Annotated in this window: 20 protein-coding genes and 4 pseudogenes; 17 read left to right on the top strand and 7 right to left on the bottom strand. The window is 69.1% G+C overall.

Translation table 11 applies throughout. From position 1 onward, the window contains the following. Positions 1–40: 40 nt before the first annotated feature. Positions 41–649, bottom strand: coding sequence for a TetR/AcrR family transcriptional regulator (locus OG568_RS00895; RefSeq protein WP_329529836.1), 609 nt, complete (start codon positions 647–649; stop codon positions 41–43). Positions 650–811: 162 nt separating this feature from the next. Here OG568_RS00895 and OG568_RS00890 point away from each other — a divergent pair, with 162 nt between their 5' ends. The 4 genes from OG568_RS00890 (at position 812) to OG568_RS00875 (ending at position 4,356) form a co-directional block, all read left to right on the top strand. Continuing rightward, complete coding sequence (locus OG568_RS00890) at positions 812–1,831, top strand: aldo/keto reductase (protein WP_329529835.1); 1,020 nt, start codon at positions 812–814, stop codon at positions 1,829–1,831. Between the two features lie 270 nt (positions 1,832–2,101). Beyond that, complete coding sequence (locus OG568_RS00885) at positions 2,102–2,599, top strand: winged helix-turn-helix transcriptional regulator (RefSeq protein WP_266438656.1); 498 nt, start codon at positions 2,102–2,104, stop codon at positions 2,597–2,599. A 177-nt stretch (positions 2,600–2,776) separates the two neighbouring features. Further along, positions 2,777–3,301 carry an SRPBCC family protein gene (locus OG568_RS00880; RefSeq protein WP_329529834.1) on the top strand — a complete coding sequence of 175 codons (525 nt, stop codon included), beginning with the start codon at positions 2,777–2,779 and terminating at the stop codon, positions 3,299–3,301. Beyond that, on the top strand, positions 3,301–4,356 hold the full coding sequence (locus OG568_RS00875) for an LLM class flavin-dependent oxidoreductase (RefSeq protein WP_266438650.1): 1,056 nt from the start codon (positions 3,301–3,303) through the stop codon (positions 4,354–4,356). The genes OG568_RS00880 and OG568_RS00875 overlap by 1 nt, the downstream gene beginning before the upstream one ends. A 50-nt stretch (positions 4,357–4,406) precedes the next feature. On the opposite strand, the pseudogene OG568_RS00870 reads toward OG568_RS00875, so the two are convergent. Further along, a pseudogene (locus tag OG568_RS00870) lies at positions 4,407–4,866 on the bottom strand (SRPBCC domain-containing protein). Positions 4,867–5,155: 289 nt separating this feature from the next. Continuing rightward, positions 5,156–5,536 (bottom strand): winged helix-turn-helix transcriptional regulator, encoded by a 381-nt coding sequence (locus OG568_RS00865; protein ID WP_329529833.1) that lies wholly within the window; start codon positions 5,534–5,536, stop codon positions 5,156–5,158. Between the two features lie 1,224 nt (positions 5,537–6,760). Between OG568_RS00865 and OG568_RS00860 the strand changes: the two genes are divergently transcribed. The 3 genes and pseudogenes from OG568_RS00860 to OG568_RS00850 all read left to right on the top strand — a co-directional run. After that, the gene (locus OG568_RS00860; RefSeq protein WP_329529832.1) at positions 6,761–9,379 is read left to right on the top strand and encodes a glycoside hydrolase domain-containing protein; all 2,619 of its coding nucleotides are present in this window, start codon (positions 6,761–6,763) and stop codon (positions 9,377–9,379) included. Next, on the top strand, positions 9,376–10,065 hold the full coding sequence (locus OG568_RS00855) for a hypothetical protein (RefSeq protein WP_329529831.1): 690 nt from the start codon (positions 9,376–9,378) through the stop codon (positions 10,063–10,065). Before OG568_RS00860 ends, OG568_RS00855 begins: the two co-directional genes overlap by 4 nt. Positions 10,066–10,395: 330 nt before the next feature. Next, positions 10,396–10,842: pseudogene (locus tag OG568_RS00850) on the top strand (metallophosphoesterase); the annotation flags it as partial. Positions 10,843–10,874: 32 nt separating this feature from the next. Here the strand turns inward: OG568_RS00850 and OG568_RS00845 are convergent. Further along, positions 10,875–12,049, bottom strand: a protein-coding gene (locus tag OG568_RS00845; protein ID WP_266421100.1) for an IS3 family transposase whose coding sequence is annotated in 2 segments (ribosomal slippage) — positions 10,875–11,782 and positions 11,782–12,049 — 1,176 coding nt in all. Because the reading frame shifts where the segments join, the coding sequence is not laid out codon by codon here. Positions 12,050–12,103: 54 nt separating this feature from the next. Here OG568_RS00845 and OG568_RS00840 point away from each other — a divergent pair. The 6 genes and pseudogenes from OG568_RS00840 to OG568_RS00810 form a co-directional block, all read left to right on the top strand. Beyond that, positions 12,104–13,177 (top strand): annotated as a pseudogene (locus OG568_RS00840) (metallophosphoesterase family protein); the annotation flags it as partial. 546 nt (positions 13,178–13,723) lie between these two features. Next, the gene (locus OG568_RS00835; RefSeq protein ID WP_329529830.1) at positions 13,724–14,587 is read left to right on the top strand and encodes an isocitrate lyase/PEP mutase family protein; all 864 of its coding nucleotides are present in this window, start codon (positions 13,724–13,726) and stop codon (positions 14,585–14,587) included. Next, positions 14,584–14,853 carry a hypothetical protein gene (locus tag OG568_RS00830; RefSeq protein ID WP_329529829.1) on the top strand — a complete coding sequence of 90 codons (270 nt, stop codon included), beginning with the start codon at positions 14,584–14,586 and terminating at the stop codon, positions 14,851–14,853. The genes OG568_RS00835 and OG568_RS00830 overlap by 4 nt, the downstream gene beginning before the upstream one ends. A gap of 753 nt (positions 14,854–15,606) precedes the next feature. After that, a pseudogene (locus OG568_RS00820) lies at positions 15,607–16,200 on the top strand (telomere-associated protein Tap); the annotation flags it as partial. Positions 16,201–16,429: 229 nt separating this feature from the next. Beyond that, positions 16,430–17,047, top strand: a complete 618-nt coding sequence (locus OG568_RS00815; protein ID WP_266438639.1) for a TOPRIM nucleotidyl transferase/hydrolase domain-containing protein — start codon at positions 16,430–16,432, stop codon at positions 17,045–17,047. Positions 17,048–17,328: 281 nt separating this feature from the next. After that, complete coding sequence (locus OG568_RS00810; RefSeq protein WP_329529827.1) at positions 17,329–17,787, top strand: PPOX class F420-dependent oxidoreductase; 459 nt, start codon at positions 17,329–17,331, stop codon at positions 17,785–17,787. A gap of 175 nt (positions 17,788–17,962) precedes the next feature. Here the strand turns inward: OG568_RS00810 and OG568_RS00805 are convergent, their stop codons facing one another. From OG568_RS00805 to OG568_RS00795, 3 genes are read right to left on the bottom strand one after another with little or no spacing between them, the layout of a single operon-like run. Further along, the gene (locus tag OG568_RS00805; RefSeq protein ID WP_329529826.1) at positions 17,963–19,165 is read right to left on the bottom strand and encodes a thiolase family protein; all 1,203 of its coding nucleotides are present in this window, start codon (positions 19,163–19,165) and stop codon (positions 17,963–17,965) included. Beyond that, entirely contained in the window at positions 19,162–19,806 is a 645-nt protein-coding gene (locus tag OG568_RS00800; RefSeq protein WP_329529825.1) for a CoA transferase subunit B, read from the bottom strand. Before OG568_RS00800 ends, OG568_RS00805 begins: the two co-directional genes overlap by 4 nt. Then, positions 19,806–20,588: a CoA transferase subunit A gene (locus OG568_RS00795; RefSeq protein ID WP_329529824.1), complete on the bottom strand. Its 783-nt coding sequence runs from the start codon at positions 20,586–20,588 to the stop codon at positions 19,806–19,808. The genes OG568_RS00800 and OG568_RS00795 overlap by 1 nt, the downstream gene beginning before the upstream one ends. A 417-nt stretch (positions 20,589–21,005) precedes the next feature. On the opposite strand from OG568_RS00795, the gene OG568_RS00790 reads away from it, so the two are divergent. The 4 genes from OG568_RS00790 (at position 21,006) to OG568_RS00775 (ending at position 26,190) form a co-directional block, all read left to right on the top strand. Next, on the top strand, positions 21,006–22,061 hold the full coding sequence (locus OG568_RS00790) for a maleylacetate reductase (RefSeq protein WP_329529823.1): 1,056 nt from the start codon (positions 21,006–21,008) through the stop codon (positions 22,059–22,061). A 70-nt stretch (positions 22,062–22,131) separates the two neighbouring features. Beyond that, positions 22,132–23,001, top strand: coding sequence for a dioxygenase family protein (locus OG568_RS00785; protein WP_266658192.1), 870 nt, complete (start codon positions 22,132–22,134; stop codon positions 22,999–23,001). Between the two features lie 343 nt (positions 23,002–23,344). Continuing rightward, on the top strand, positions 23,345–23,833 hold the full coding sequence (locus tag OG568_RS00780) for a flavin reductase family protein (RefSeq protein ID WP_329529822.1): 489 nt from the start codon (positions 23,345–23,347) through the stop codon (positions 23,831–23,833). A gap of 137 nt (positions 23,834–23,970) precedes the next feature. Then, complete coding sequence (locus OG568_RS00775; RefSeq protein ID WP_329529821.1) at positions 23,971–26,190, top strand: LuxR C-terminal-related transcriptional regulator; 2,220 nt, start codon at positions 23,971–23,973, stop codon at positions 26,188–26,190. Positions 26,191–26,249 lie beyond the last annotated feature (59 nt).

Genomic DNA, 26,249 nt, shown 5'->3' with positions numbered 1-26,249 from the left:
GCGATGGGCGCCCCGGACGGCGTTCCGGTACGTGCGGTGGCTAGCGCGTCAGGCGCAGTCCCGCGATGAGGAGTTCGACCAGCCGGCGTGCGTCGTAGCGGGGATCGCTGTCCGCGCCGATGCAGAGGTTGCCGACGCCGCGCATGAGCTCGTAGGCGTCCGCGTCGGAGCGGATCTCGCCGGCGGCGGCTGCGGCGCCGAGCAGCTGGGCGCACACGGGCACGAGCCGGTCGAGGAAGTAGGCGTGCAGCGCGTCGAAGCCGGCGTCGTCGGACCGCAGCACGGCAGCCAGTCCGTGCTTGGTGACCAGGAAATCGACGAAGAGGTTGATCCACCGCCCCAGTGCGGCATGGGGAGTTGGGCAGGTCGCCAGCAGGGCGGGGCCGGCCTCGGCGCAGGCCTCGACCTGGTGCCGGTAGACGGCGATGATGAGATCCGCTCGCGTGGGGAAGTGCCGGTAGATCGTGCCCGTCCCGACGCCGGCCCTGGCCGCGATGTCGCGTACCGGCGCCTCCACGCCCGATGTGACGAAGACCGCGGCGGCCGCGTCGAGCAGGGTCTCCTTGTTGCGCCGGGCGTCCGCCCGCCGGGGCCGGGCTGCCTGCCCCGCGCCCCCGTCGCCGCCCCCGCTCCCGTTGCCGTCGTTCACCGCGCCGTCCTCTCCGCTGTCGGGCTTGTCAAACGGAACGACGTTCCGTATGTTCTTTCCGGAACAAGGTTCCGTTTGCTCATGATGTCAGAGCAGGGAGCCGGCAGCCAAGCCGCGCAGCGCCCTGCCGCCACGCTTCACCCGCAATGGAGGAACACGCTCATGCAGTACCGCACCTTGGGCCGCACCGGTGTGCAGGTCAGCTCCCTCGCGCTCGGCGCGATGAACTTCGGCGCGATCGGGCGCACCACCCAGGACGAGGTCACCGCCGTCGTCGACGCCGCCCTCGAGGCGGGGATCAACGTCATCGACACCGCCGACATGTACAGCGGCGGCGAGTCGGAAGAGATGGTCGGCAAGGCCATCGCCGGCCGCCGCGACGACATCGTGCTGGCCACCAAGGCGGGCATGCCGATGGGGGACGGGCGCAACCACCGGGGCGCCTCGCGCCGCTGGCTGGTCACCGAGCTGGACAACAGCCTGCGCCGCCTGGGCGTCGACCACGTCGATCTCTACCAGATCCACCGGTGGGACCCGAACACCAGCGACGAGGAGACGCTGTCGGCTCTGACCGACCTGCAGCGCGCGGGAAAGATCCGCTACTTCGGCTCCTCGACCTTCCCCGCGTACCGCCTCGTGCAGGCGCAGTGGGCCGCCCGCGAGCATCACCTGAGCCGTTACGCCACCGAACAGCCCAGCTACTCGATCCTGCAGCGGGGGATCGAGACCCACATCCTGCCCGTGACCGAGGAGTACGGGCTCGGTGTGCTGGTGTGGAGCCCGCTGGCCTCGGGCTGGCTGTCGGGCGCGATCCGCGAGGGCCGGGACATCACCACCAGCCGCTCGACGTTCATGCCGCAGCGCTTCGACACCACCATCCCCTCCAACCGGGCCAGGCTCGACGCCGTCGAGCAACTGGCCGAGGTCGCCGACGGGGCCGGCCTGACCATGATCCAGCTCGCGCTCGGATTCGTGACCGCGCACCCCGCCGTGACCAGCGCGATCATCGGCCCCCGCACGACGGACCACCTGCACGCGCAGCTCGCCGCCGCGGACACCGTGCTCTCCGCCGACGTACTCGACGCGATCGACGCCATCGTCGCCCCCGGCACCGACCTGGCCGCACACGAAAAGCACGACACCCCGCCCTCCCTGCTCGATACGTCACTGCGACGCCGCTGACCGCCCGCGCGGACGCCATGTGCTGCGGCGCTCCGCGCCGCCTGGCCAAGGACGCGGTGCCGGGCGCTTCGCCCGGCTGAGGGCGATCGTGCGCGGCCCCGCGGTTTTTCACGGGGCATCCCGGGCGCGCAGTGGGCGGGCGGTCCGGGCGACGCCGATGGCGGCGGCCGAGGCGTCGCGGACCAGGGCCACGGCGTCCTTGGGCTGGTGGGTGAGCAGGTCCGCCCCGGACTGCTGAGTCCTGTCGTAAGACCCTCGTATGCTGAGGGTATGAGGCGGACTTCCTTTGCGAACTGGCCCTGCTCCATCGCGCGCACGATGGATCTGCTCGGCGACTGGTGGACGCCGCTGGTCCTGCGGGAGGCGTTCTACGGGATCAAACGGTTCGACGAGTTCCAGCAGGAGCTCAAGATCGCCCGCAACACCCTGACCGACCGGCTCCGGCGCCTGGTCGACGAGGGCCTCATGGAGAAGAGGGCCTACCAGCGCGATCCGGTGCGCTACGACTACGTGCTGACCGAGAAGGGCCGCGACTTCTTCGGCGTACTGGCCGCCATGAACGCCTGGGGCAACCGCTGGCTCAGCGGTGAGCAGGGACCGCCGGTCGTCTTTCACCATGACCGCTGCGGCCACGAGAGCGCCGCCGAGGTGGTCTGCGCCGGCTGCGGGGAGCCCATGACGGCGGAGGACACCCACCCGCGCCTCGGGCCCGGCTATCCCGCGCATCTCGCCGAGCGGCCGGACATCCGGCGGCGCTTCACCGCCTGAGCACGGCTCGCCCCCGCCCCCGCCCCGGCCCCCGGGCTCTCGTCCTCGTCCTCTCGTCTCTCGGGCGTGCGCTTGGGGATCTCCCTTGACAGGTGAGTCTATCTACGCAACTCTCAAGGTCAGGGCCCACTTGAAGGTGTTTTCCGGTAGGGATGCAGAGGGAGGCCGAGCGAAGCCATGGAGTGGACGGGCGCACGCTATGCGGACAAGCCGACGGTCGAGGTGCGGACACGGATCGACGCTCCGCCCCGGCAGGTGTGGAGGCTGGTCTCGGACATCCGGCTGATGCCGGCACTGAGCGTGGAGCTGCAGTCGGTCCAGTGGCTCGACGGGGCGGCCGGCCCCGCACTCGGCGCCCGTTTCGTCGGCAGCAGCAGGCACGAGGCGCTGGGGGAGTGGGAAACCACCTCCTACATCGTCGAGTGGGAGCCGTACCGGGTGTTCGCCTGGGCGGTCGCCGATCCCGAACACCCCAGCTCCGTCTGGCGGTTCAGCCTGGAGGCGGCGGACGGCGGCACGGAGCTGACCCAGTGGATGCAGATGGGCCCCGGCCGCTCAGGGCTCTCCTTCGCGATCGACCGGATGCCGGAGAAGGAGCAGAAGATCGTGTTCGTACGGCTGCGGGAGTTCGAGCGGAGCATGGCCGGCACGGTCGACGCGATCAGGAAGATGGCCGAAGGCGCGGAAGGGGCCGGTGCGTGATGCGTACATCGACGACGATCGAGGCGTCGGCGGGGAACTGGCGGGAGAGCGTCGACTTCGTGGTGGAAGCCGAAAAGCTCGGGATGGACATCTGCTGGGTGGCCGAGGCCTGGGGGGCCGAAGCGCCCTCTCCGCTGGGCTACCTGGCGGCACGGACCGAGCGGATACTGCTCGGCTCCGGGATCATCCAGCTCGCGACACGCACCCCGGCCGCCATCGCCCGTGCCGCCCTCACCCTCTCCCACATCTCCGAAGGGCGCTTCCTCCTCGGCCTGGGACCGTCCGGACCTCAGGTGATCGAGGGACTGCACGGCGTGCCGTTCGCGCGGCCGCTGTCCCGGATGCGGGAGACCGTGGAGATCGTCCGGCAGGCCGTCGCGGGCGAGAAGATCGCCTACGAGGGGCGGGAGTTCACCATTCCGCTGCCGGGCACCGGCGCGAGACCCATGCGGATGTCGATACGGGCCGAGTACGACCTGCCCATCTATCTGGCCACCCTCTCCCCGAAGATGCTCAGGCTCACGGGGGAGGTGGCGGACGGCTGGCTGGGCACGAGCTTTGTGCCGGAGGGCGCCAAGGAGGCGTACTTCGACCACCTGGACACCGGGCTCGCGGCGGCCGGACGCACACGCGCGGACCTCGACGTCTGCCAGGGCGCCGAAGTGGCCTTCGCCGAGGACGAGGACGCGCTGCGCACGATGGTGGCCGGCCGGAAGAAGGAACTCGCCTTCAGCCTGGGCGGGATGGGGTCCGCCACGACCAATTTCTACAACAACGCCTACAGCAGGCAGGGCTGGGCGGAGACCGCCGCGGAGGTGCACGAGCGCTGGCAGGCCGGCGACCGGGACGGCGCGGCAGGTCTGGTCACCGACGAGATGGTGCTCGCCACGACACTGATCGGCACCGAGGACATGGTGCGTGACCGCCTTCGTGTCTGGCAGGCCGCCGGTGTCGACACGGTCCGCCTCTACCCCGCGGGCGAGACGCTCGACGCCCGGCTCACCACACTGGGGCGGGCGCTCGACCTCGTACGCGACCTGGGCAGCCCCGCATGAACGGCCCGCCGGCGCCCGGAGCCTGAGCCACCGGCGGCTGCCACGCTGGTCTAGCGCTTGCCCTCGACCAGCCGGGCGAGGTTGTCCAGGGCCATACGGGTACCCAACTCGTTGTCCTCACGGGGTACGTCATCGGGAATGCCCTCATGCACGATCACGACGTCGGTCGCGTCGCCCACCCGGGTGAGCGACGTGGTCATCGTCATCGTGCCGCGCAACGCGTCCTCGGACGTCTCGAACTCGAAGACCTCAACCACCAGTTCGCCGGGAACCAGTCGTGCGAAGCGGCCGTGGTAGGTGTCCGTGTGAGCGGCCGACTTCCCTGAAACGGCCGTGTCCTGGTAGCTGAGCGAGATGCGGAAGGCGCCGCCTTCGCGAGGGTCATTCGTGGACGCGGCTGGTCATGCCGGCGGGCACCCGCCAGGCTGCCACCGCGTCCGGGTCGGTCAACGCCTGATAGACGGCCGCCGGGGCTGCCTTCACGCGTCGCGAAACTCGCGTGGCGTACATGAGAGGCAACGTACTACTCCCGGGGCGGACCCGGCGCTGTTCGACAGGCAGGCTCCGGACCACACCGAGACCGCAGGGGCCCCGGCACGAGGCCACCACGGGCACCAGCCGGACGACCCGGTACGCGCCGCCGGGGCAGCACATCCGCGCGGCCAAGGCCGACGCCCCGCCCCGCTTTGCCTCGCCCCCGTCCTTTCGCCCGCCAGGTCCCGGCTTCCGCGCCTGGAGCGGTCCGACGAACCGCCGGGTGAGGCCCGGCCGATGGCGTCGCGCGCGAGTGCTCCACCCGTCAGGCGCCGAAGCGGCGGCGGGAGGCCTCGATGTGACCGAGGTACTGGTGGGTCCAGGCGCACATTCCGTCGACGGTCGCTCGCAGGGCTTGGCCCGGCCTGGTGAGGGTGTACTCGACCCGCGGTGGCACGACGGGGTGCACCTTCCGCTCGACCAGGCCGTTGCGCTCCAGCATGCGCAGGTTCTGGGTGAGCATCTTGTGACTGATGCCCTCGATCTCGTCCCGCAGCTCGCTGAAGCGCAGGGTGCGTTCGCCGAGGGACTCGATGATCAGGAACGCCCAGTTGTTGGCGACGTCCGAGAAGATCTCCCGCGCCAAAGAGTCCGCGCGCCTGAAGTCCGCTTCCTCGGGGGAGCCCCTGAACTGCTTGGTCACCATACGGTTCCCAGTTGACGAGATCCGGGGAATCGCCCAGGCCATGGATGCCTCACATGCTGTGACCGCGTCGGTCGAGGTCGTCGAACCGGACCAGCACGCCCTGTTCCGGCACGGGGCGAATCCAGTCATGGGACTCGGCACTCCCAGCCACCTGTGAGAGTGGAGTCGGCCACCGGCCAATGAGAATCGGACGATGACCGGGCTCACGTGGTCTACACCCTTCTCACGCGAACGCACCGTCACGTACGTTCCTCCGTGTTGATCATGGGCATGCGGACATGGCCACGGGAATCGGCTGATCGGCTCGGCGTGCCCGCCGGCGTTCTTGAACACCAGATCACGTAAGTGGGGGAAACTTGCCTGCCGTCGTCAAAGTCGCGATCCATGCCGATCCGGCCGTGTTCAGCCGTGCCGCGTTGCTCCTTGACGCGCCGTCGGCGTACGCTGCCGAGTCCACCGCCCCCGGTGTGCTGTGCCGGCCGGTGTGGGCCTCATCTCCGCAACGCGGTGCGTCTGTTGACGGATACCCGTCGTCAGGGCGCCTTTCCCATCTACAGCGACGGCGGCTCGGGGCCGGACAACTCGACCTGCGCCATCCTCGATAGCGACACTGGCGCTCCAACAAGCGGATGAAAACGCAGTTGTGTGAGGACAGAGTCACCAGTTCCCGTTGCTGAGTCGGCCAGGGGGCAGCGCGTACGCGGGGCCGGTCTGTATGCCGTTCGCCCCGGTGCCGCCGGGGATGCTCCGACGCGGACATGGGGAGAAAGACATGACGCCGGTGGCGGCCTCCAAGGGCGGTGTCAGGGTGCACTGACCCGTACTCATGGCTGTCGGTGACGCCTTCCGGGTGGGTGTGTGGATCACCCTACGACATCCGAGTCGGCCCCTGCGCATGCCTTCATCCGATTCACGCGCCCCTCGGTTACAACACCCTGGTCCAAGTGCGGACCGACGTGCTGGAGTCAGGAGTTTCCCGCGATGGCGCCTACTCCGCGCACGACGAAGCCGCAGGCGCGGTCGGTCATGACCACCGGACGGTCGTCGTGCCCGAAGTCACCCGCACTGCGGCGAAACCCGCCGCCTCACTGACTTCCATGTCTTCGCAGGACGCCCTCCGGCCCATCTTTGACACCTGCTGCCGGCGACCCGCCGGCGGCATCCGGGAAGCCACCCAAAAGAGAAGGATTCCGCATTGGATGCCATGGTGCTTGAGGCCCAGAAATGGGTCAACGCGACGTACAGCGGCGTAGCCGGGTACAACAGTGCTCCCGAGGACGGGAAGACCGGCTGGCTGACCATGTACTCGCTGACCCGGCGCTGCAACACGAGCTGGGGATCACGGCGCTCTCGGACAGCTTTGGCGCCGGTACGCTGGCTGCGCTGACCGCACACGGCGGTGTCCCCGCCAACGAGACCAACAAGAACATCATCAAAATCGCCCAGTGCGCCTGCTACTGCAAGGGTTACGACGGTGGGGGCATCGACGGTGACTTCGACTCCACGCTGGGCGTCTCGATCGCCGGGCTGATGAGCGACGCCGGCCTGAGTGGTTACAACGGGTCGATCCAGCCCAAGGTCTTCAAAGCCCTGCTGACCATGGACGCGTACGTCCTGCTGGCCGGTGGCACCGAAGAGGTCCGTTCGATCCAGCGGTGGCTGAACGGCCGCTACATCAACAAGTCGACGTTCTTCGTCATGCCCGCCGACGGCCACTGCACCCGCGATGTGCAGACGGGTCTGATGAAGGCCCTGCAGTACGAGTTCGGCATCCCGGAGGGATCGGCCACCGGCAACTTCGGCCCCGCCACCCAGCAGGGCTTGCGCGACCACCCCGTCTCCCAGGGATCCAGCAGCGTCTTCGTGCAGCTCTTCTCCGCGGCCTGCGTCTTCCCGGGTGACTACCAGACCTGGGCGCAGCTGCTGGTGTCGACCGGCGACCCGGACCGGCCGGCCAGCGCGTGCGACACCAGCAGACGGATCTCGGCGTCGCGGTCGAAGAGCCTGTACGACGCCGGATACCGTGTCATCGGCCGGTACCTCGCCGAGGAGCCGCAGTACAACACGGAGAAGCCCATCGCCCCCGGCGAGCTGGACGCCATATTCTCCGGTGGCCTCAGGGTCTTCCCGATCTGGCAGTACGGTGCCAGGACCCTCGGTGACTTCAAGTACACCGTGGGCTTCCAGCACGGACTGCTCGCCCACGAGAAGGCCGTCGCGAACGGCTTCAACAAAGGCACGGTGATTTACTTCGCCGTCGACTACGATGCGACCGACCCCGAAATCACCAGCAACATTGTCCCCTATTTCAATGGCGTGCAGTCCGGTCTCGCCAGCAAGGGGAAGCGGTACATCGCGGGTGTCTACGGATCCCGCAACGTGTGCTCCCGGGTCACCGACGAGGCGTATGCGCGGTTTTCGTTCGTCTCGGGAATGTCCTGGGGCTTCTCCGGAAATCTCGGATTCCCCATGCCGAGCAACTGGTCCTTCACCCAGATCAAGGAGTTCACGTTCGCGGCGGGCGGCGACAGCTTCCCGCTCGACAACGACGTGCTCCATCCGAAGACCGATCCGGGGGTGGGCGCCGACGGCGTCGGCGGCACCGAATCCCCGACGGATGCCTACCTCCAGTACATCGACGACCTGTACGCCTGCGCGGTCCAGTACAACAAGGGCAATCCGAGCCTGCGTGTCATGGAGTTCCTGCGGTACCCCAACTACGTGGATCTCTACTCCGGTTGGCAGACACTCATCGGCGACGTCGACCGCGACTGGATCGACTACGCGACCGCGAACGGCCCCAAGCGGGTGACCACCTTCAAGGACCCGTCGTACGGCACCAGGTATGGCGTCGACCACTTCGGAGCGACCGCCAACGGCTACTACCTCAAGGGTGCGGGATCGGGCACCGGCGCCAATCGCGGCGACTTCGCGGGCTGGGGCGGCGACCTGACCACGTTCTACGCGGAGTGGCGCAACAACGCCGACGAGTACGCGTCCGGTTACGAGTTCTGCACCGAACGTCTCGCGAAGATCAATGTCGACTCGACCTTCTCCTTCAACGACCTGATCGAGGACGTCGACGGCTACCTCGTCGGCATGGCGGTGCGGGACGGAGCGAGAATCAACGAGGTGATCCGCGCTCTCATCGGGGGGTACCGGCCACCTCAGCCGCTTCAAGGACTACTACACCAAGCGGCACGGCGGCAGCGTCGCGAACGTGGCGGACACTGCGCGCACCATGCTCATCGACGTCGGCGGCGACGACGTCCTGGACGCCATCCGCACGGCAGCCATCCGCAAACTCGCGGGCGTGGCCACCATGCTTCCCGGCTATATGCCCGACGACAAGCTCAACCCGTACCTCAACGGATACGCCGACACCATCCAGCGTATTGTGGGGAACGAGAATGCCAAGATGCGCGCCTACATGGCCAAGAACGGACTGAAGAGCCTGTAACGGGCAGTACGGAGGGCACGATGAAGCCCCGGAGATGGGCCATCGCGGCAAGCATTTCATTCGTCTTGATGGTCCTGATGTACGGATACGGCGCCTCGCACATGTTCTCGCTGGACAAGGAAGAGGAATGCACTGTCATCCTCCACCAGCGTTACGACGCGAAGTACGCCCACGCGAAAGAGCAATTTTTTCCACTGACGCAGAAATGCAACGCGTCGTACGACATGGTGCCTTTCTTCGTCAATCCGTCCGTCGTTCTCCTCCTGGGTGTGACGTTGGCCTGCGCGGGGGCGGCCGTGACCGCGACTGTCCGGCGCCGGCGTGCCGTGCCGCTCCACGCGAAGTCCCCACGACCACCGCACCCCTTGGAGAATCGATCATGACGGAACCCAGCACCCGGCCGGCTCGCCGCACTGTCCTGAACGCAGGCCTCGGCCTCGCGGGCGGGCTCACTCTGTGGGGCGTCGGCGTCCCGAGTGCGAGTGCCGCCCCCTCGGCCGACGTCCGCCACTGGACCGGGAGGAAGAGTGCCAACGGCTGGCCCGTCGTCCCGTCAGCTGCCGAGCACCGCATCGAGGGCAGCCCCGCGTCGCTGACGGCACTCGACGGCGATGTCGCCGCCGTGCTGCTGTACGTGGCCCGACGCTTCCACTACGAGGTCGACTCACTCGGAAGGGACGACGTCCACGGTCACACCACGCAGACATCAGTCGCCGCGGACTACGAGTCCAACTACCTGTCCGGCACGGCGATCTCGATCCGGCCGGAGATGTACCCGGTCGGTGCCGAGGACCGTCTCTTCCCCCAGGAGGTCGCGGTCGTACGGGACATCCTGACCGAGTGTGAAGGTGTGGTGCGCTGGGGCGGCGACGACAGGAGATCGCCCAAGCAGGGGCACTTCCAGATCGACGTTCCGCCCGGAAGCGCCACGCTGAAGAAGGTGGCTGGGAAGTTCAACGGCTGGGACGACAAGCCGGGACAGGGCGCGGGCACCCCTGAGGACATCTTCGGGAAGAGCCGCCGCACCGCGGCCAAGCGGCTCGCCGACCGTCAGCGGGCCACCGCCTGAATCGGCTGAACAGCCGGGCGTTCGGAGTTGCCGGTCACCAGCCAGGCCTGGTGACCGGCATGAATGCCCGGCGCCTCTATGTCTCTATAAGGTCCTCGTCGACGCCATCCGCACGGTGGGCTCCTGCGACTGACGCGCACGCCCCCGGCGTGCCCGCGCACAGGGACCTCCTGTGCGGCGGCACCGCCCGACCCTGTGCCATGGCTTGACATCCGCAGGGGCATCAAGCTCGCCGTCCGCTACGAGGCGACCGTGCTGGCCGCAGCCATCAATGAGTGGTTGTGACCAGCACTTTCGAAGCACACCCTAGATCGTTGCTACGGTTCACCGGTGTCTGACTCTTCACGCGATACCGCCGAAGGCGCCGGCTGGGGCACCCTGGAACACGGCGAGTACCAGCACCTCATGCCGCACCAGGTCGAGAAACTCTCGTGGCTCAACCCGAAGACCCTGTGGGCCGCACGCAACGGCGTGCTGGCCTCCTGGTTCGGAGATCCCACAGGCCACACCCGCAGCCGCTGGGCGGCACAGCGGACGGCCGCCGGAGCACCCGCCACCAAGGTGATCCGGCGCGAGGACCCGGACGAGTTCTCCTTCATGGTCATCGGAGACACCGGCGAGGGCGACGATCCCCAATACGCCGTCGTCCCCGGCTTCCTGAAAGTCAGTCAGGGAACACAATTCGCCGTCATCGCCAGCGACGTGATCTACCCCGTCGGCAGTGCGGACGACTACGGCACGAAGTTCTTCCGCCCGTACCAGAACTACCAGGCACCCGGGCCTTCACCCTTGATCGTGGACACCGGTTGTTATGCGGCGGTGGTCAGCGTAGTTGATCGCTGTTCGTAGTTGATCGGGCTCTGCTGACCGAGGGCTGAGTGCCGTCGCCAGGTGTTGTAGCGGGTGACCCAGCGGAAGACCGCAAGGCGGGCGGCGCGAGCTCCGGGCCAGCGTTTCGCGCCCTTGAGAGTCTCCCTTTTCATGCTGGCGTTGAACGACTCCGCGGCGGCGTTGTCCGCGCTGGTGCCGACGGCCCCGCGTGATCGGATCACGCCGAGGTCCTTGCAGACCTGGGCGAACTCCTTGGAGGCGTACTGGGCTCCGTTGTCGCTGTGGAAGATCGCTCCGCGCAGGTTCCCTCCCCGCGCGCCGGCGGCGGCCTTGAGGGCGTCGGTGACCAGTTCGGTCCGCATGTGGTCGGCGATCGACCAGCCCACCAGACGCTTGGAGTGCAGGTCCAACACCGTTGCCAGATAAAGAAATTGGCCGTCGCCGACCGGGAGGTAGGTTATGTCGCCGACGTACTTCTTGTTCGGCCCAGAGGCGGTGAAGTCCCGCTGGATCAGGTCCGGCACCGGGATGGCGTCGGCTGCGGGGACCGTGGTGCGGACCTTCTTGCGCAGGTGCAGCCCGACGATGCCGAACTTCCGCATGACGCGTTCCACCCGCTTGTGATTGATCCGCAGCCCGGCGCCCTGGAGCTCGGCGGTGACGCGCGGAGCCCCGTAGGTGCCGTCGGACTCGGTGTGGATCGACGTGATCCGCCCGGCAAGTTCGGCGTCCGCACGCGCCCGCCCGGCCCGCGCATCCAAGCCGGCCAGGTGCCGGTAAAACCCGGAACGGGAGAGCCCCAGGATCCGGCACAGCCGCTTCACGCCGAAGGCGTCATGGTGGTCGGCAACGAACTGGAAACGGCTCACCAGCTGGTCTCGCCCGCAAAATACTTCGCGGCCCTCCGCAGGATCTCGCGTTCCAGCTCGAGCTCCTTCACCTGGGCCCGCAGCCGCTTGTTCTCCTTCTCCAACTCGCTGGCCTCCACCGCGCCGGGCACGGCGGCCTGCTCGGCATCCCGCACCCAGGTGCGGAGCGTCTCGTGGTTCACCCCAAGATCCTTGGCCACCGACGCGTACGTCCGGCCCGGGCTGGAGCGGTACAACGCGACGGCATCGGCCCGGAACTCAGGCGAGTACTTCGACGTCCCCAACGGGAACTCCTGTCCTTCGGATCTTCACGATCCAATGATCAGGGTGTCCACGGTCAAGGGGTAACGCCCCCCATATACGCGATACCCGGCAACCACGACTGGTACGAAGACCTCGGCGGCTTCATGCGCGTCTTCTGCGACGACGCCCCGCCACTGGCCCCTGAGCCCGCGCCGCGCCCCCTCTCGCGGGCCTGGCTGCGGTCGCTGCTGTGGCACCGGCCGCACCCGTCCGGCGGACAACGCCTCACCGAAGCACGGAAGTTGCGCTCCGCGCCGGCCCAACAGGCCGTCCAGCCGGGCCCGTACTGGGCGATCGACGCCGGGCCGGTGCGGATCATAGGCATCGACACGGGACTGCTGGGGACCCTCGACGCCGAGCAGGGCGCATGGCTGCGCGAGGTGTCCAAGGGACCTCTCCCCAAGATCCTCGTCACCGGCTCGCCCCTGTACGTGGACGGCGAACACCACCCTTGCGCCATCGAGGGCGGCGGCACCGTCGACGACCTCGTCCGCGACCCGGACCACCGCTATGTCGCGGCCATAGGCGGCGACATCCACAACTACCAGCGCTACCCGGTGCAGGTGGACGGCCGCACCATCCAGTACGTGGTGTCGGGCGGCGGCGGAGCCTTCATGCACGCCACGCACACCATCCCCCGCGTCCGCGTCGCGAACGTCACCGAGCAGGAGTTCCGCTGCTACCCGCTGCGCGGCGACTCCCTCGCCTTCTACAGCAGGCTGTACGGACGCAGGCTCCGTCTGCGCCGCCTGTTCACCCTCACCGAGGCCGAGGCGACGGCCGTTGTCGCCGAGCGGCTCGGCATCCCGCCGACCCGCACCCAGGGCCCGCCCGCCCCCGTCACCCGGCGCACCCGTCTGATCGCGAGCCTGCTGGGCGCGGGCGGCCGACCCGACCGCACCTCGCGCTTCCGCCTGCCCGTGCGGAAGATCTACACCCAGCTCTTCTCGCCGAGCTCGGCGACCTACAGCCCGCCGTTCTTCAAGTGCTTCCTGCGCCTGGACGTCACTGCGGAGGCGGTCCGGCTGCGCTGCTTCGCGGCCACCGGAAACCGCGCGCAGGAACTCGAGCCGCCGGTCGAGGACGAAGTCACCATTCCGCTGCTCTGAACGCCCCGGGACGTCGGGACGCCGCGGCTGCGCTATCATTGATCTTGAGCAGGCCGCCCGAACATGTGGCGGTCGGCCTGGCGTTGGTGGTCCAAGGAAAGACGTCCCGCTTCCTGCGGGGAGATGCAGGTGCAAGGCCTGCCCGGCGCTCCGCACAGCCCCGCCTCCGGTATCCCGGAGGCGGGGCTGCTTTTTTCATGGCCGCTGCCCGCCTGCCGCGTACTGCCGTGTGTTCCGAGTGGCACGGCTCTTGCGCCGGCCTCCTGGGGGCACGGTGCGGGTGCTCGGCTCCGCCGGCGAACCACCGTACGCCGGTGGCGGCATGGGGTGAGCCCCCCGCGGTCTAGCCCGGCGGGATCAACAGGGCGCGGACGGGCGACGAGTGACGTTTCTCCGGTGAACCGCTTGCGCCATTGAGGTGAGTAAAGCCATTCCAAGGGGAGGGTCCAGGATCGATATAGGGATCCTCTTGTCCTGGCAAAGGACGGTCGTGTCGTGACAGTCCTTTCCGTGTGACGTGTTGAACCCCAAGGGAGGAGCCGGACATTGACTTACGGGAAGAAGCTGAGGGAGCAGATCGCCGAGCCGCAGGCCACTCCGCTGATCGGCGTGTACGACATGTACTCGGCGTCGATCGCGGCCGAGCACTACGACGGGATGTTCGTCTCCGGCTTCGGCTTCGCGGCCTCGTACTACGGGCTGCCGGACATCGGCTTCATCGCCTGGCCGGACATGGTGGCGTTCGTCCAGCGGCTGCGGGGCGCGTTCCCCCGGCACCACCTGCTGGTGGACATCGACGACGGATACGTCGATCCCGAGGTCACCTGCCATGTGGTGGAGGGGCTGGAGCGGATCGGGGCGTCGGGAGTGATCCTGGAGGACCAGAAGCGGCCGCGCCGGTGCGGGCACGCCGACGGCAAGCAGGTGCTGCCGCTGTCCGAGTACCTCGCCAAGCTGGAGATGGTGCTGGCGACCCGGCAGGACATGGTGGTGGTGGCCCGTACGGACGCCACCGACGAGCACGACATCCTGCACCGGGCCGAGAAGCTGGCCGCGACCGACGCGGACGTGGTGCTGGTCGACGGGGTGCGCAGCGTGGAGTGGATCCGGCGGATCCGCGAGGTGGTCGGCGACAAGCCCCTGCTGTTCAACCAGATCGCGGGCGGCAAGTCACCCAGGCTCTCCCTGACCGAGCTGTCCGAACTCGGCGTGGACGTCGCCATCTACAGCACGCCGTGTCTGTTCGCCGCCCACCGGGCGATGCACTCCGCGCTCGCCGACCTCAGGGCGGCGGACGGCCGGCTGCCCGTGGTGGACGCGGCGGACGGCGTCGGCGTCAAGACCGCCACCCAGCTTCTGGAGCGCAACATCGCGCGTCTGCGGCCGGAACCCCAGGGCGTGAGCGCGTGACACCGGGGCCCGTCCCACCACGGCGGCTGGGTAGGGCCGCCGTCCTGGCGGCGGCCCTGCTGGGCGCCGCGGCAGCACCGGCGGCCGCGGGCGACAGCCTGATCACCGTGCTCGACAACTCGCACGCCGACTCGATCCTCGAGGTGGACCGGACCGCGAACATCCAGCAGGGCAGCGGAACGGCCGGCAGCGACCACGAGGGCAGCACCGTCGACATGATCGAGGTCCTGGTCGCGGCACACCAGCGCAAGGAGAACGACGACTGACCCGCCGGGCGGCCGGCGACGGGACGGTGAGGACCTGCCGTGCGGGGCAGGCCGCAGGGAAGTGACGGTATGTGCCTGTCCGGGCCGGGTGAGCGGGGTCCGACAGGGACGGCGTGAGCGCGGGCAGCCGGCCGGGCGCGAGGGCGGAGATGTCGCGCGAGGTGGAGGGTGGTCGCACCTGTGCGGCCACCCCAGCCCGGCGTACACGGCTCGCCGGGCGTCTCCACCCGGTTCACGCGCGCTTCGACGGCACCGGAACTCCCTGACTCTCTCGGCGAACATCCTGACGCCCTCGTTGTCGGTGGCCGGCGTCATACTGCCGTGCATGACGACATGGCAGGAAGTCGCGAAGACCGACAGTCTCGTACGGGAGGCCTTACGCGCCGCGCTGCGCCATGTGTGGCTGCGCTTTCCGGAGGTGGTCCGTGAGCGGACGCAGGAGCAGTCCGTGATGGCGAAGGTCGAAGGCGCTTTGCAGCCTCGTATCGATGCAGCCCTCGGCGAGGGTTTCCGCGTCGACTCGGAGTACAACCGCTGGCACGACCGCGACCGCGAGGGCCTTGAGATTCTGCGGACCAAGTATCTCGAGGGATGGGGCGACGACGGCCAGGACCTGCAGGTTCGTCCCGACCTGATCGTCCACGACGGAACGGGCGACCTCAGCCGCAACCTGCTTGTCGTAGAAGCGAAGCAGGGCACCGTACGGGCCTGCGACCGTGCGGGTGACTACCGCAAGCTCGACGGTTTCCTGACCCTTTTCCAGTACCGGCAGGCCGCCTTCCTCGAATTCGACGGCCGGGGCGGACCGCCCCGCCTGCAATGGCTGACAGCCGCAGCACCACCGCCCGACCCGTCGCGTCAGGCGGCAGAGACGGTGCAGCTCTGACACTCCCCAAACCCTGTCGGGACGGCCGAAGCGGGCTCTTGGCTGTCGGTGGTCAGAACCTCCACCAGGGCCTCGACGTCGAAGACGGCAACGTCGTCGCGTACTGCGTCGACGGTCTGGTCCTTGACGTGCCCGCCAGGTCGATCCCGGCGCTGGCCGACTGGACGCTGAAGGAGGCGAAGCCGGGGCAGCCGAAGCCGTCCGGGCCGGGCAAGGACGCCGACCCGCTGCTCGTACGCACCGAGGCCGCGTGCGAGCGCTACGGCCTGCCGCTCACCCTCACCGAGAAAGAGCGGCTCGCCGGGCGGCTCCCCGAGGGGCACTAGGTCATCAGGCAGCTCCCGCCGGCCGAACTCGCCCGGCTCCTGGGCACGTTCGCGTCGCGGGTGATGACGCCGCGCGGCCCCATCGCCGTCACCGGTCTGGAGCTGATGACCGCACTGCACCCGCCGACCTGCGCGTGCGGCACGGTCGTCGGCCTCGGCGCGCCGACGCACGAACGTCGCCTGCCGCGGCGCTAGTTGGCGAGCCGGCCATTGCGTTGGCCAGAGAGCTGAGCCCTGTCTGCTCAAGCGCCATGACCCCGGGTGGGTGGTCAGGCTCAGGTGAGCACGAGGGGGGCGGGCGTGCCGAGTGGGTCCGTCGAAATATTCAGTGTCGTGCCGGTCGGCGGGAGTACAGACTCGCTCCATGGCGGACATGCACGTATTCCGGGACACGGTCAGCCGCTGGGCGGCCGGCGGCCCCGGTGAACCGGCGAGTGATCTGGCGGTGCGGCTGGGGCTGCGGACGGCGGTGCTGGTGGAAGGCCTGAGTGACCTCGCGGCCGTCGAGGCGCTCGCCGCACGGCGTGGCCGGGACCTGGCCGCCGAAGGGGTGTGCGTCGTGGCGATGGGCGGGGCGATGAGTATCGGCCGCTACGCCGGTCTCCTCGGGCCGCCCGGTCTTGGCCTGCGCCTGAGGGGACTGTGCGACGTGGGCGAGCAGCGTTTCTACGACCGCGGCCTGAAGCGGGCCGGGGTGCCGCACGAGGGCTTCTTCGTGTGCGTGGCGGACCTGGAGGACGAGCTCATCCGCGCGCTGGGCACGGCGCGCGTGGAGGAGGCCATCGGGGCCGGGGGCGACCTGCGGGCCTGGCAGACCTTCCTGAGTCAGCCCGCGCAGCAGGGCCGGCCCCGGCAGCAGCAGTTGCGGCGCTTCCTCGGCACGAAGAAGGGCCGCAAGATCCGTTACGGCCGTCTCCTGGTGGAGACCCTCGCTCCCGGACAGGTACCGGGCCCGCTGGAGGGCCTCCTCGCGAGTCTTTGACTGCTCCCCTCCCTGAAGGGAGGGGATTCCTTCCTTCAGGGCTGAGCGGGGATTCCTGGCTCAGGCTGCCTCCGGGAGCAGCGCTCCCGGTGGTCTTACGCCCTCGACACCAGCCGGGTTCAGACCTGCCGGCGGGGGCGTTGCCGGCACAGTGGCGGGAGCGCGGGGTAGCCCCGCAACTCGCGGTCGGGGCAGCGCACGTCCATGACGAGGGCCGGAAGTGGGCGTTGAACTTGCGGCGTTCAAGAAATTGCTGGGCAGCCAAGCGCGTTGATCACGTCATGACTCAAGGACCAGCGCCGCGTCCACTGGACGACGAAACTCTCTCCGACCTGCTTGGCAAGCAGCAGTTCGGTACGCTCGCCACGGTCAAGCGCAGTGGCCACCCCCACCTGACCACCATGCTGTACAGCTGGGACGCCGAAGCTCGCATCGTGCGGTTCTCGACGACAGCCGACCGGATCAAGGTCCGGCATCTGCGGCGCAACCCGCAGGCGGCGCTGCACGTACAGGGCGGCGACGTGTGGTCGTTCGCCGTCGCCGAAGGTGAGGCCGAGGTCTCCGGGATCACGACGGTTCGTGGTGACGCGGTGGGGCGGGAACTGCTCGGGATGATTCCGAAGGCCGCGAAGCCCGAGGATGAAGAGGCGTTCCTGGAGCAGTTGGTTGCAGAGCGTCGGGTGGTCATCCGGCTGAAGGTGGACCGGCTGTACGGAACCGCGCTCAACATCAAGGGCTAGGACATGCTGGGGCCGTGCTGGTTTTGCAGCCACTCGTCGAGGACTGCGACCAGCACGGTCGCCTCGCAGCGGACGGCGGGCTTGATGTCACTCCCGTCGAACAGTTCGCTGGTCTGGAGGCATGGGCAGAGCTGTCGCAGCCGGGATCGACGCCGCCGATGCGGGCGAATCCGTGTCAGCGTTCGAGGATGAGGGCGAGGCTCTGGCCGACGCCGATGCAGAGGGTGGCGATGCCGACTCCGCCGCCCTTGCGGGCGAGTTGGTGGGCGACGGTGCCGGCGAGGCGGGCGCCGGAGGCGCCCAGGGGGTGGCCGAGGGCGATCGCGCCGCCCTGCGGGTTGAGGATCGCGGGGTCGAACTCGGGCCACTCGGCCACACACCCGAGGACCTGCGCGGCGAAGGCCTCGTTCAGCTCCAGGACGGACAGGTCGTCGAAACTCTTGCCCGCCTTGGCGAGGGCCCGGTTGACGGCCTCCACGGGGGCGAGGCCGAAGTACTGCGGGTCGATCGCGGAGACACCGGTGGCCGAGACGCGGGCCAGCGGCTCGCGGCCGGTGGCCTTGAGGCCTTCCTCGTCGGTGAGGAGGAGCGCGGCGGCGCCGTCGTTCAACGGTGACGCGTTGCCTGCGGTCACGGTGCCGTTCTCGGTGCGGAAGGACGGCTTCAGCCTGGCCATCGCGGCCAGAGAGGCGTCCGGGCGGACGGACTCGTCGGCGGCGAAGAGGACCGGGTCGCCCTTGCGCTGCGGGATGGGCACGGGGGCGAGCTCGGGCTCGAACAGGCCGTCGTTGTGTGCCTTCGCGGCCTTTTGGTGGCTGCTGAGGGCGAACTCGTCCTGCTGTTCGCGGCTGATCTTGTGCTTGTCGGCGATGAGTTCGGCGGACTCGCCGAGCGGGATGGTCCACTGGGGGTCCATCTTCGGGTTGACCATGCGCCAGCCGAGGGTGGTCGAGTACAGCTCGGCGTGCCCGGCCGGGAAGGGCCGGTCGTTCTTGGGCAGCACGTACGGCGCGCGGGTCATCGACTCCACGCCGCCGGCGACGGCGATGGAGGCGTCGCCGACCGCGATGGCGCGGGCGGCCTGGATGACGGCTTCGAGTCCGGAGGCGCACAGCCGGTTGACCGTCACGCCCGGCACCGACGTGGGCAGGCCCGCGAGCAGGGCCGCCATGCGGCCGACGTTGCGGTTCTCCTCGCCGGCGCCGTTGGCGTTGCCGAAGTACACGTCCGCGATGCGCGCGGGATCCAACCGGGGGCTTCGGGCGAGGAGTTCGCGGATGGCGTGTGCGGCCAGGTCGTCCGGGCGTACCGAGGCCAGAGCGCCGTTGTGACGCCCGATCGGCGTGCGCACGGCGTCGACGATATAGACGTTCTTCACTTCAGGCCCTCCGCGACGGTCAGCTTGGCATCGGTCTTGGCGATGATCTCCCCGACGCCGACGCCCGGTGCGCACTCGACCAGCACCAGGCCCTCGTCGGTGATGTCGAGGACACCGAGGTCGGTGATGATCCGGTTCACGCAACGCTTCCCGGTCAGCGGCAGCACGCACTCGGTGAGGATTTTCGGTGAGCCGTCCTTGGCGGTGTGCGCCATCACGACGATGACGGTGCGGGCGCCGTGCACGAGGTCCATCGCACCGCCGATTCCCGTGATCATCTTCCCCGGGATCGCCCAGTTCGCCAGGTCCCCCCGCGCGGAGACCTGCATGGCGCCGAGCACCGCCACGTCGATGTGGCCGCCGCGGATCATCGAGAACGACAGTGCCGAGTCGAAGAAGGAGGCGCCCGGCAGGACCGTCACGGTCTCCTTGCCGGCGTTGATGAGGTCCGGATCGACCTGCTCCTCGGTGGGATACGGGCCGGTGCCCAGGATCCCGTTCTCCGACTCCAGGACCACCTCCACGCCCTCGGACAGATGGTTGGGGATCAGCGTCGGCAGCCCGATGCCGAGATTGACGTACTGGCCGTTCTCCAGCTCCCGCGCGGCCCGGGCGGCCATCTCCTCACGACTCCAGGCCATCAGCCGTTCACCGACCCTCGTGCCGCAGGCACGGACACCGTGCGCTGCTCGATCTTCTTGTCTGCTGCCTGTTCCGGCGTGAGAGCCACCACCCGCTGTACGAAGATGCCCGGCAGATGCACCGCGTCCGGATCGATCGCGCCGGGCTCGACCAGCTCCTCCACCTCGGCGATCGTCACCCGCCCGGCCATCGCGGCGAGGGGGTTGAAGTTCCGGGCCGACTTGTTGAAGACGAGGTTGCCGTGCCGGTCGCCCTTCGCGGCCCGCACCAGCGCGAAGTCGGTGCGGATCCCGCGCTCCAGCACGTACTCGGTGCCGTCGAAGTCGCGTACCTCCTTCGGCGGTGACGCGAGCGCGACCCCGCCGGAGCCGTCGTAGCGCCAGGGCAGCCCGCCGTCCGCGACCTGGGTGCCCACCCCCGCCGGGGTGTAGAACGCCGGGATCCCCGCGCCGCCCGCCCGCAACCGCTCCGCGAGCGTGCCCTGCGGGATCAGCTCCACCTCCAGCTCACCGGCCAGGTACTGCCGCGCGAACTCCTTGTTCGCCCCGATGTAGGAGCCGGTCACCCGCCCGATCCGGCCCGCCGCCAGCAGCACCGCCAGACCCGACTCCATCGCCCCGCAGTTGTTCGAGACGACCGACAGCCCCGAGACCCCCCGCTCGAACAACGCCTGGATCAGCACGTTCGGCACACCGCTCAGCCCGAACCCGCCCACCGCCAACGACGCACCCTCCGGCACGTCCGACACCGCGTCCAAGGCCGTGGCGACCACTTTATCCATCTTTATTTACTCTGCCTCTCGCCAACGTGGATCCATCGGACGCTGTTTCCGTAACGCAATGTCAAGAATTCGGCGAGTTCTTTAATGTTTTATGGGCGTTACGCGTGGTGCGGGCGTTGTGCGTGTTGTGGGTGCTACGCGTGTTGCGGGAGTGGCTCCGCCGCAGACACGTCCGTCTCGTCGTGTCTCACCTGGTTGACACCTGGGTCCACAGTCCAACGCCCCGGCATCCGCCGGCATCCCGCAGATGAGTGATATCGCAGGCGATCTCTATGCCGCTCTGTCGGTGTGCGTCGTGCGAACAAGGTATTCCCGCGCCGATCCTCGTTATCACTCACGGATTCCGTTGACGCGCATCATCCGAGTATCGAGGCTTCGTTCCAACAGCGGAGAAACGGCAGGACCGGGGAAATTCTCATGAAGACATTCGTGCATCGGGGACAGATCACCAAGGTGGTCTTCGGCAGCGGTACGCGCAGCCGCATCCCCGAAGAGGCCGATGCTCTCGGATGCCGTCGGGTGCTCCTCCTGTGCACACCTCATCAGGCGGACCAGACAGCGCAGACGCGCGACCTGCTGGGTGCGGCAGCCGTGGGGACTTTCGCGGAAGCGGCCCCGCACACCCCTGTCGAGGTCACGGAGAAGGCGGTCGCGTACGCCGGATCCGTGGGAGCGGACTCCGTGCTCGCCATCGGCGGTGGATCGACCATCGGCCTTGGCAAGGCGATCGCCGCGCGGACCGGCCTTCCGCAGCTGGCGCTGCCCACCACCTATGCCGGCTCGGAGATGACGCCGATCCTCGGCGAGACCGAAGGCCACAGGAAGACGACCCGGCGGCTGCCGGAAGTGCTGCTCAAGACGGTGGTGTACGACGTCGACCTGACGCTCACCCTCCCGGCGGCGACATCGGTGGTCAGCGGCATCAACGCGATGGCGCACGCCGTGGAGGCCCTCTACGCCCAGGACCGGGACCCGGTCGCCTTCCTGATGGCCGGTGAAGCGCTCGATTCCCTCACCCGGTCCCTTCCGGTCATCGCGCGACGTCCGGACGACGGTGAGGCGCGCGCGGACGCGTTGTACGGGGCGTGGCTGGCGGGCACCTGCCTGGGCACGGTGGGCATGGCCCTGCATCACAAGGTGTGCCACGTACTGGGCGGCACCTTCGGGCTGCCGCACGCCGAGACCCACACGGTCGTCCTGCCGCACGTGGTCGCCTACAACGGGCCGGCCGCCCCCGAAGCCATGGCACGCATCGCGCAGGCGCTGCCGGGGGACGACGCCGCGAGCGGTCTCTTCGACTTCGCCGGCGGGCTCGGCGCCCCCAGGGCACTACGGGACCTCGGCATGCCCGAGTCGGGGATCGGGCAGGCGGCCGAACTCATCGTGCGGGACGGCTACTGGAATCCGCGTCCAGTGGACCGGACAGCAATCCACGCCCTCCTGACCCGCGCCTGGGCCGGCGAGACACCGTGAACGTCACCGGGCGACGAACACACCCGGACCGACTCCGTCATCGAACACTCAATGACCAAGGGAGCGCGCCATGCGTGATCTGACCAGCGACACCATCACCGATGCCGTGATCTCGACCATGCGGGACACCAAGGATGCCCGTGTCGCGGAGATCCTGGAATCACTGGTACGGCACCTCCACGCCTTCGTCCGCGATGTCGAACTGACGGAGGAGGAATGGGCGCAGGGAGTGGACTTCCTGACACGCACCGGGCAGACGTGCACGCCGACGCGCCAGGAGTTCATCCTGCTGTCCGACGTGCTGGGCGTCACCATGCTGGTCGACGCCCTGAACAACCGACGCCCCGCCAATGCCACACAGAACAGCGTCCTGGGCCCCTTCTTCAGGGAGGACAGGCCGCAGCACGCCGACGCCGCCGACATCTCCGAAGGTCTGCCCGGCACCCCGCTGTTCTTCGAGGGACGGGTCGTGAACAGTGAGGGAGCACCGGTGACCGGCGCCGGGGTCGATGTCTGGCACAGTGACGCGGAGGGCCATTACGACGTGGATGTGCCCGGCCAGGTCGACCCGGCCATGCGCGCGCTGTTCAGGACCGACGAGAGGGGACACTTCAGCTTCCGCTCCATTCGCCCCTCCAGCTACCCGATCCCCGGTGACGGCCCGGTCGGCGAACTCCTGACCGCGACCAGCAGGTCGCCCATGCGTCCCGCCCATGTGCACCTGCTGATCGACGCCCCGGGATTCCAGCGCGTGACCAGCATGCTGTTCCCTTCGGACGACCCGTACCTGGATTCCGACCCGGTGTTCGGGGTCAAGGAGTCGCTGGTCGAGTCCTATGACACCTACGAGGCCGACGCAGGGCCCTGCCGCGGACTGACCGACGTGCCCTACACCCTGCTGCGCCACACCTTCGTCCTCGAGTCCCTCCCCGCGCAATGAGGGTGACTGGCGCCGTACGCGCAGTCGGTCCGGCGTAGGACGCGATTCCTCCGGCATCAACAGGCGGCGTTGCACGCTTCAGCACAGGCACCAGGGGCCCAGCACGGCACTGGTGCGGCCGGGCCCCGGATACGGGGCCGGCGTGCAACCCCGCCTCGGACGCGGCGAAGCGCGATCCGTCCGCCACGCGGGCGATGACCTCGCGTACGTCATGGGGCAGCCGCCCCGCCTTCCTGCCCAGCTCGAACGACATGCCCGCCAACGCACCCAGCGGCACGGTGAGTTCACCCGGTGTCCTGCGCAACAGGCCGAAGTTCTCCCCGACTTTCACGGAGGTCCTCCGATGGCTGAAACCCTTCACACGCCAGTCGATTTCCGAGCCACGATGAGCCGGCTCGCCACGGGCGTCAGCGTGATCACTACGCGCTCCGGAAGCACGCCCATCGGCATGACGGCGAGCGCCGTGTCCGCCCTCTCCCTGGACCCGCTCCAGCTGCTCGTGTGTATCAGCAACCACCTGTACACACGGACCGCGATCGCGGAACACGGCCGATTCGCCGTGAACGTCCTCGGCGAGGACAGCGAGCACCTGGCACGGCACTTCGCCGCCTCGAAGGCGGACAAGTTCGCGGGCGTCGAGACCATCGACGACCACGGCGTGCCGGTGCTGAAGGACGCCATCGCGGCTGTCGTGTGTGACGTCGCCGAGGCGCTCCCCGGCGGCGATCACACCATCTTCGTGGGTGAGGTCCGCTACTGCGAACACAAGGCGGACTCCCGGCCACTGCTCCACTTCGCGGGCGGCTTCGGCGCGCTCAGGGCTTCGCACTAGTCCTGGTGGCAGCGGTCCGGCGGAGGCCGCTACGGCGCTCGTGACCGGGCCGCTACCGCCCCCGACGTCCGGCTCCCGCGAGGCGAGCCATGGGTGTCGGGGGCTCCGCCCGTCCCGACGACTCGACGGAAAGTGCCATGACCAGCTCCGTTGCGACATTCAAGCTCCACCCTCCGGCCCAGCCTCCGCATCTGCTGACCCGCCCGCGGCTGCTGCGTCGGCTCGACGCGGCGACCGAGCCCGTGGTGGTGGTCTCCGCGCCGGCCGGCGCCGGGAAAACGGTGCTCCTGACCGAGTGGTCGCAAGGCCTGGCGGCTCGTGGAGAGTGCGCCTGGCTCAGCCTGGACGCGTACGACAACGCCCCGGGCCGGCTCTGGACCTGCATCCTGCGAGCGGTGCACCACGCACGACCGGATCTGCCCGCCCGCCTCGACAGCGACGGGTGGACGCTCGACGCATGGCTCGAGGACATCCTGCCGAGTCTGGTGGCCGGACTGGGCGGAGAAAGACCGCTCACGCTGATCCTCGACGGACTGGAATCCATCACGGACACCGACGCGGTGCGCAGCCTGGCGGACTTCCTGACAAGGCTTCCCGCCGGCTTCCGCGTCGTCCTGTCGACCCGGCACATTCCCGGAAGCCCCCTTCCGACCCTGCGCGCCCGGGGTCTGACCGCCGAACTCGACCAGCACGACCTGGCCTTCACCCCTGAGGAAGCACAGACAGTACTCACCGATCTGCTCGGGTCAGCTCCGAGCGCGGACACTTCGAGCGCGCTGTACGAGGCCACGGAGGGATGGGCGGCGGCGCTGTGCATCATGGGGCGCACCCTCGCCCGCTCGGCGAACGAGGCCGACACGGAAGGGAACCTGGCCCGCGGCAGGCAGGCGGTCACCGAGTATCTGGCCACCGAGGTGCTCTATCGGCTCACCACCGAACAGCGCGAGTTCCTGCTGCGTACCAGTGTGCTCGACGAGCTGAGCACCGGGCCGTGCCAGGCCCTCGCCGGGGAGCGGGCGGGTGTACTGCTGCGCGAGCTCGCACGGACCGTACAGCTGCTCGTGCCCGTCGCCGCCGATCCGTCGGCGTACCGGCATCACCGGGCACTGTCTTCGGTGCTGTCCGGCATCCTCAGGTCCGAAGGGTCGGACACCGTCGTGTCCCTGCACCGGGCGGCGGCCCGGTGGTACTCCCGGCAGGGCGAGACGACCGCGGCCGTACGGCACTGGACGCTGGGCGGCGACGAGTCCGCGGCCGTCGCGTCGGTTCTCGACGGCTGGGAGAAGGCGATCTCGGCGGGCCGTAGCGCGCAGGTCGCGCACTGGCTGGACCTCCTGCCGTCCCGCACCGTCGCCGTCGACGCGCGATTGTGCGTCGTGGCGGCGATGGCGGCTCTCTCAGGAGGCGCACCGGAAACGGCCCGGCGCTGGCTGGATGTGGCCCAGCTCAGGCAGACGGGAGCGGAGACGGTCGGCGAAGGCAGCACGGTGTCCGATGCGGCAGCCGCCGCGCAGGCCATGGCCTGCTGTCTGAAGGGGGAGGTCCTGACCGCCGGCCGGCTGGGCGAATCCGCCGTTGCCGGCACCCCGCCGCTGACGTCCTGGCGTGCCCTGGCCTGCACGGCCCGCGGTGCGGCTCTGCTGTGGGCAGGCCGCTACGAGGAGGCGGAGGCGCTGCTCGGCGAGGCGACCCGCGACGCGCATGCCGCCGGGCATGGCCTGGTGCTCGTACGCGCGCTGGGCTCGCGGGCGGTGTGCGCGCTGCTGGCCGGACGGCACGAACTGGCGCGCATCCTGAGCGACGAGGCCCTCGACGCGGTCGCGACGGCCGGCCTGGGCGGGCACTTCGTCTCCGTGCCCGCCTACATCAGCCGGGCCGGCCTGCTCCTCGAAGAGGGACAGGCGAAGGAGGCCGAAGGGGCTCTGGCCGCCGCGGAAGCGGTGCTGGCGGGCTCCTCCCGGACCGGAGGCGAACCCCACATACGGGCCTTGTGCCACTTCACACGGTCGCGACTTGAGAGTGCGCGCCGCAACCCGGACGCGGCGCGAAAGGCCCGCGAGGCAGCCGAGCGGACAGCGGCCCGGTGCGAGTCACCCGGGGTGCTGACGGACCTGCTCGGCCGGACCGGCGAGGACACCGTGGTGCCGTCTGCCGCCCCCCGCCCCCAGGACCTGTCGCTGGGGGAGCGCCGAGTGCTGCGCGCCCTGTGCGGTCCGCTGACACTGCGTGAGATCGCCTCCGAGCTCTATGTGTCCCACAACACCGTCAAGACACAGGTACGCGCGATCTTCCGCAAACTCGACGCGCACGACAGGAGCGAGGCGGTCGCCAGGGCCCGGGAGTGCGGCGTGCTCTGACCCGGGCCCTGGCATCCTGCTACCGGGATTCATTCGCAGCGGATCGGGCATCAGCCCGG

This window comes from Streptomyces sp. NBC_01450, assembly GCF_036227505.1.
Lineage (GTDB): Bacteria > Actinomycetota > Actinomycetes > Streptomycetales > Streptomycetaceae > Streptomyces.
Note: the sequence above shows the minus strand (reverse complement) of the source record. Positions and strands in the feature narration are given on the sequence as shown.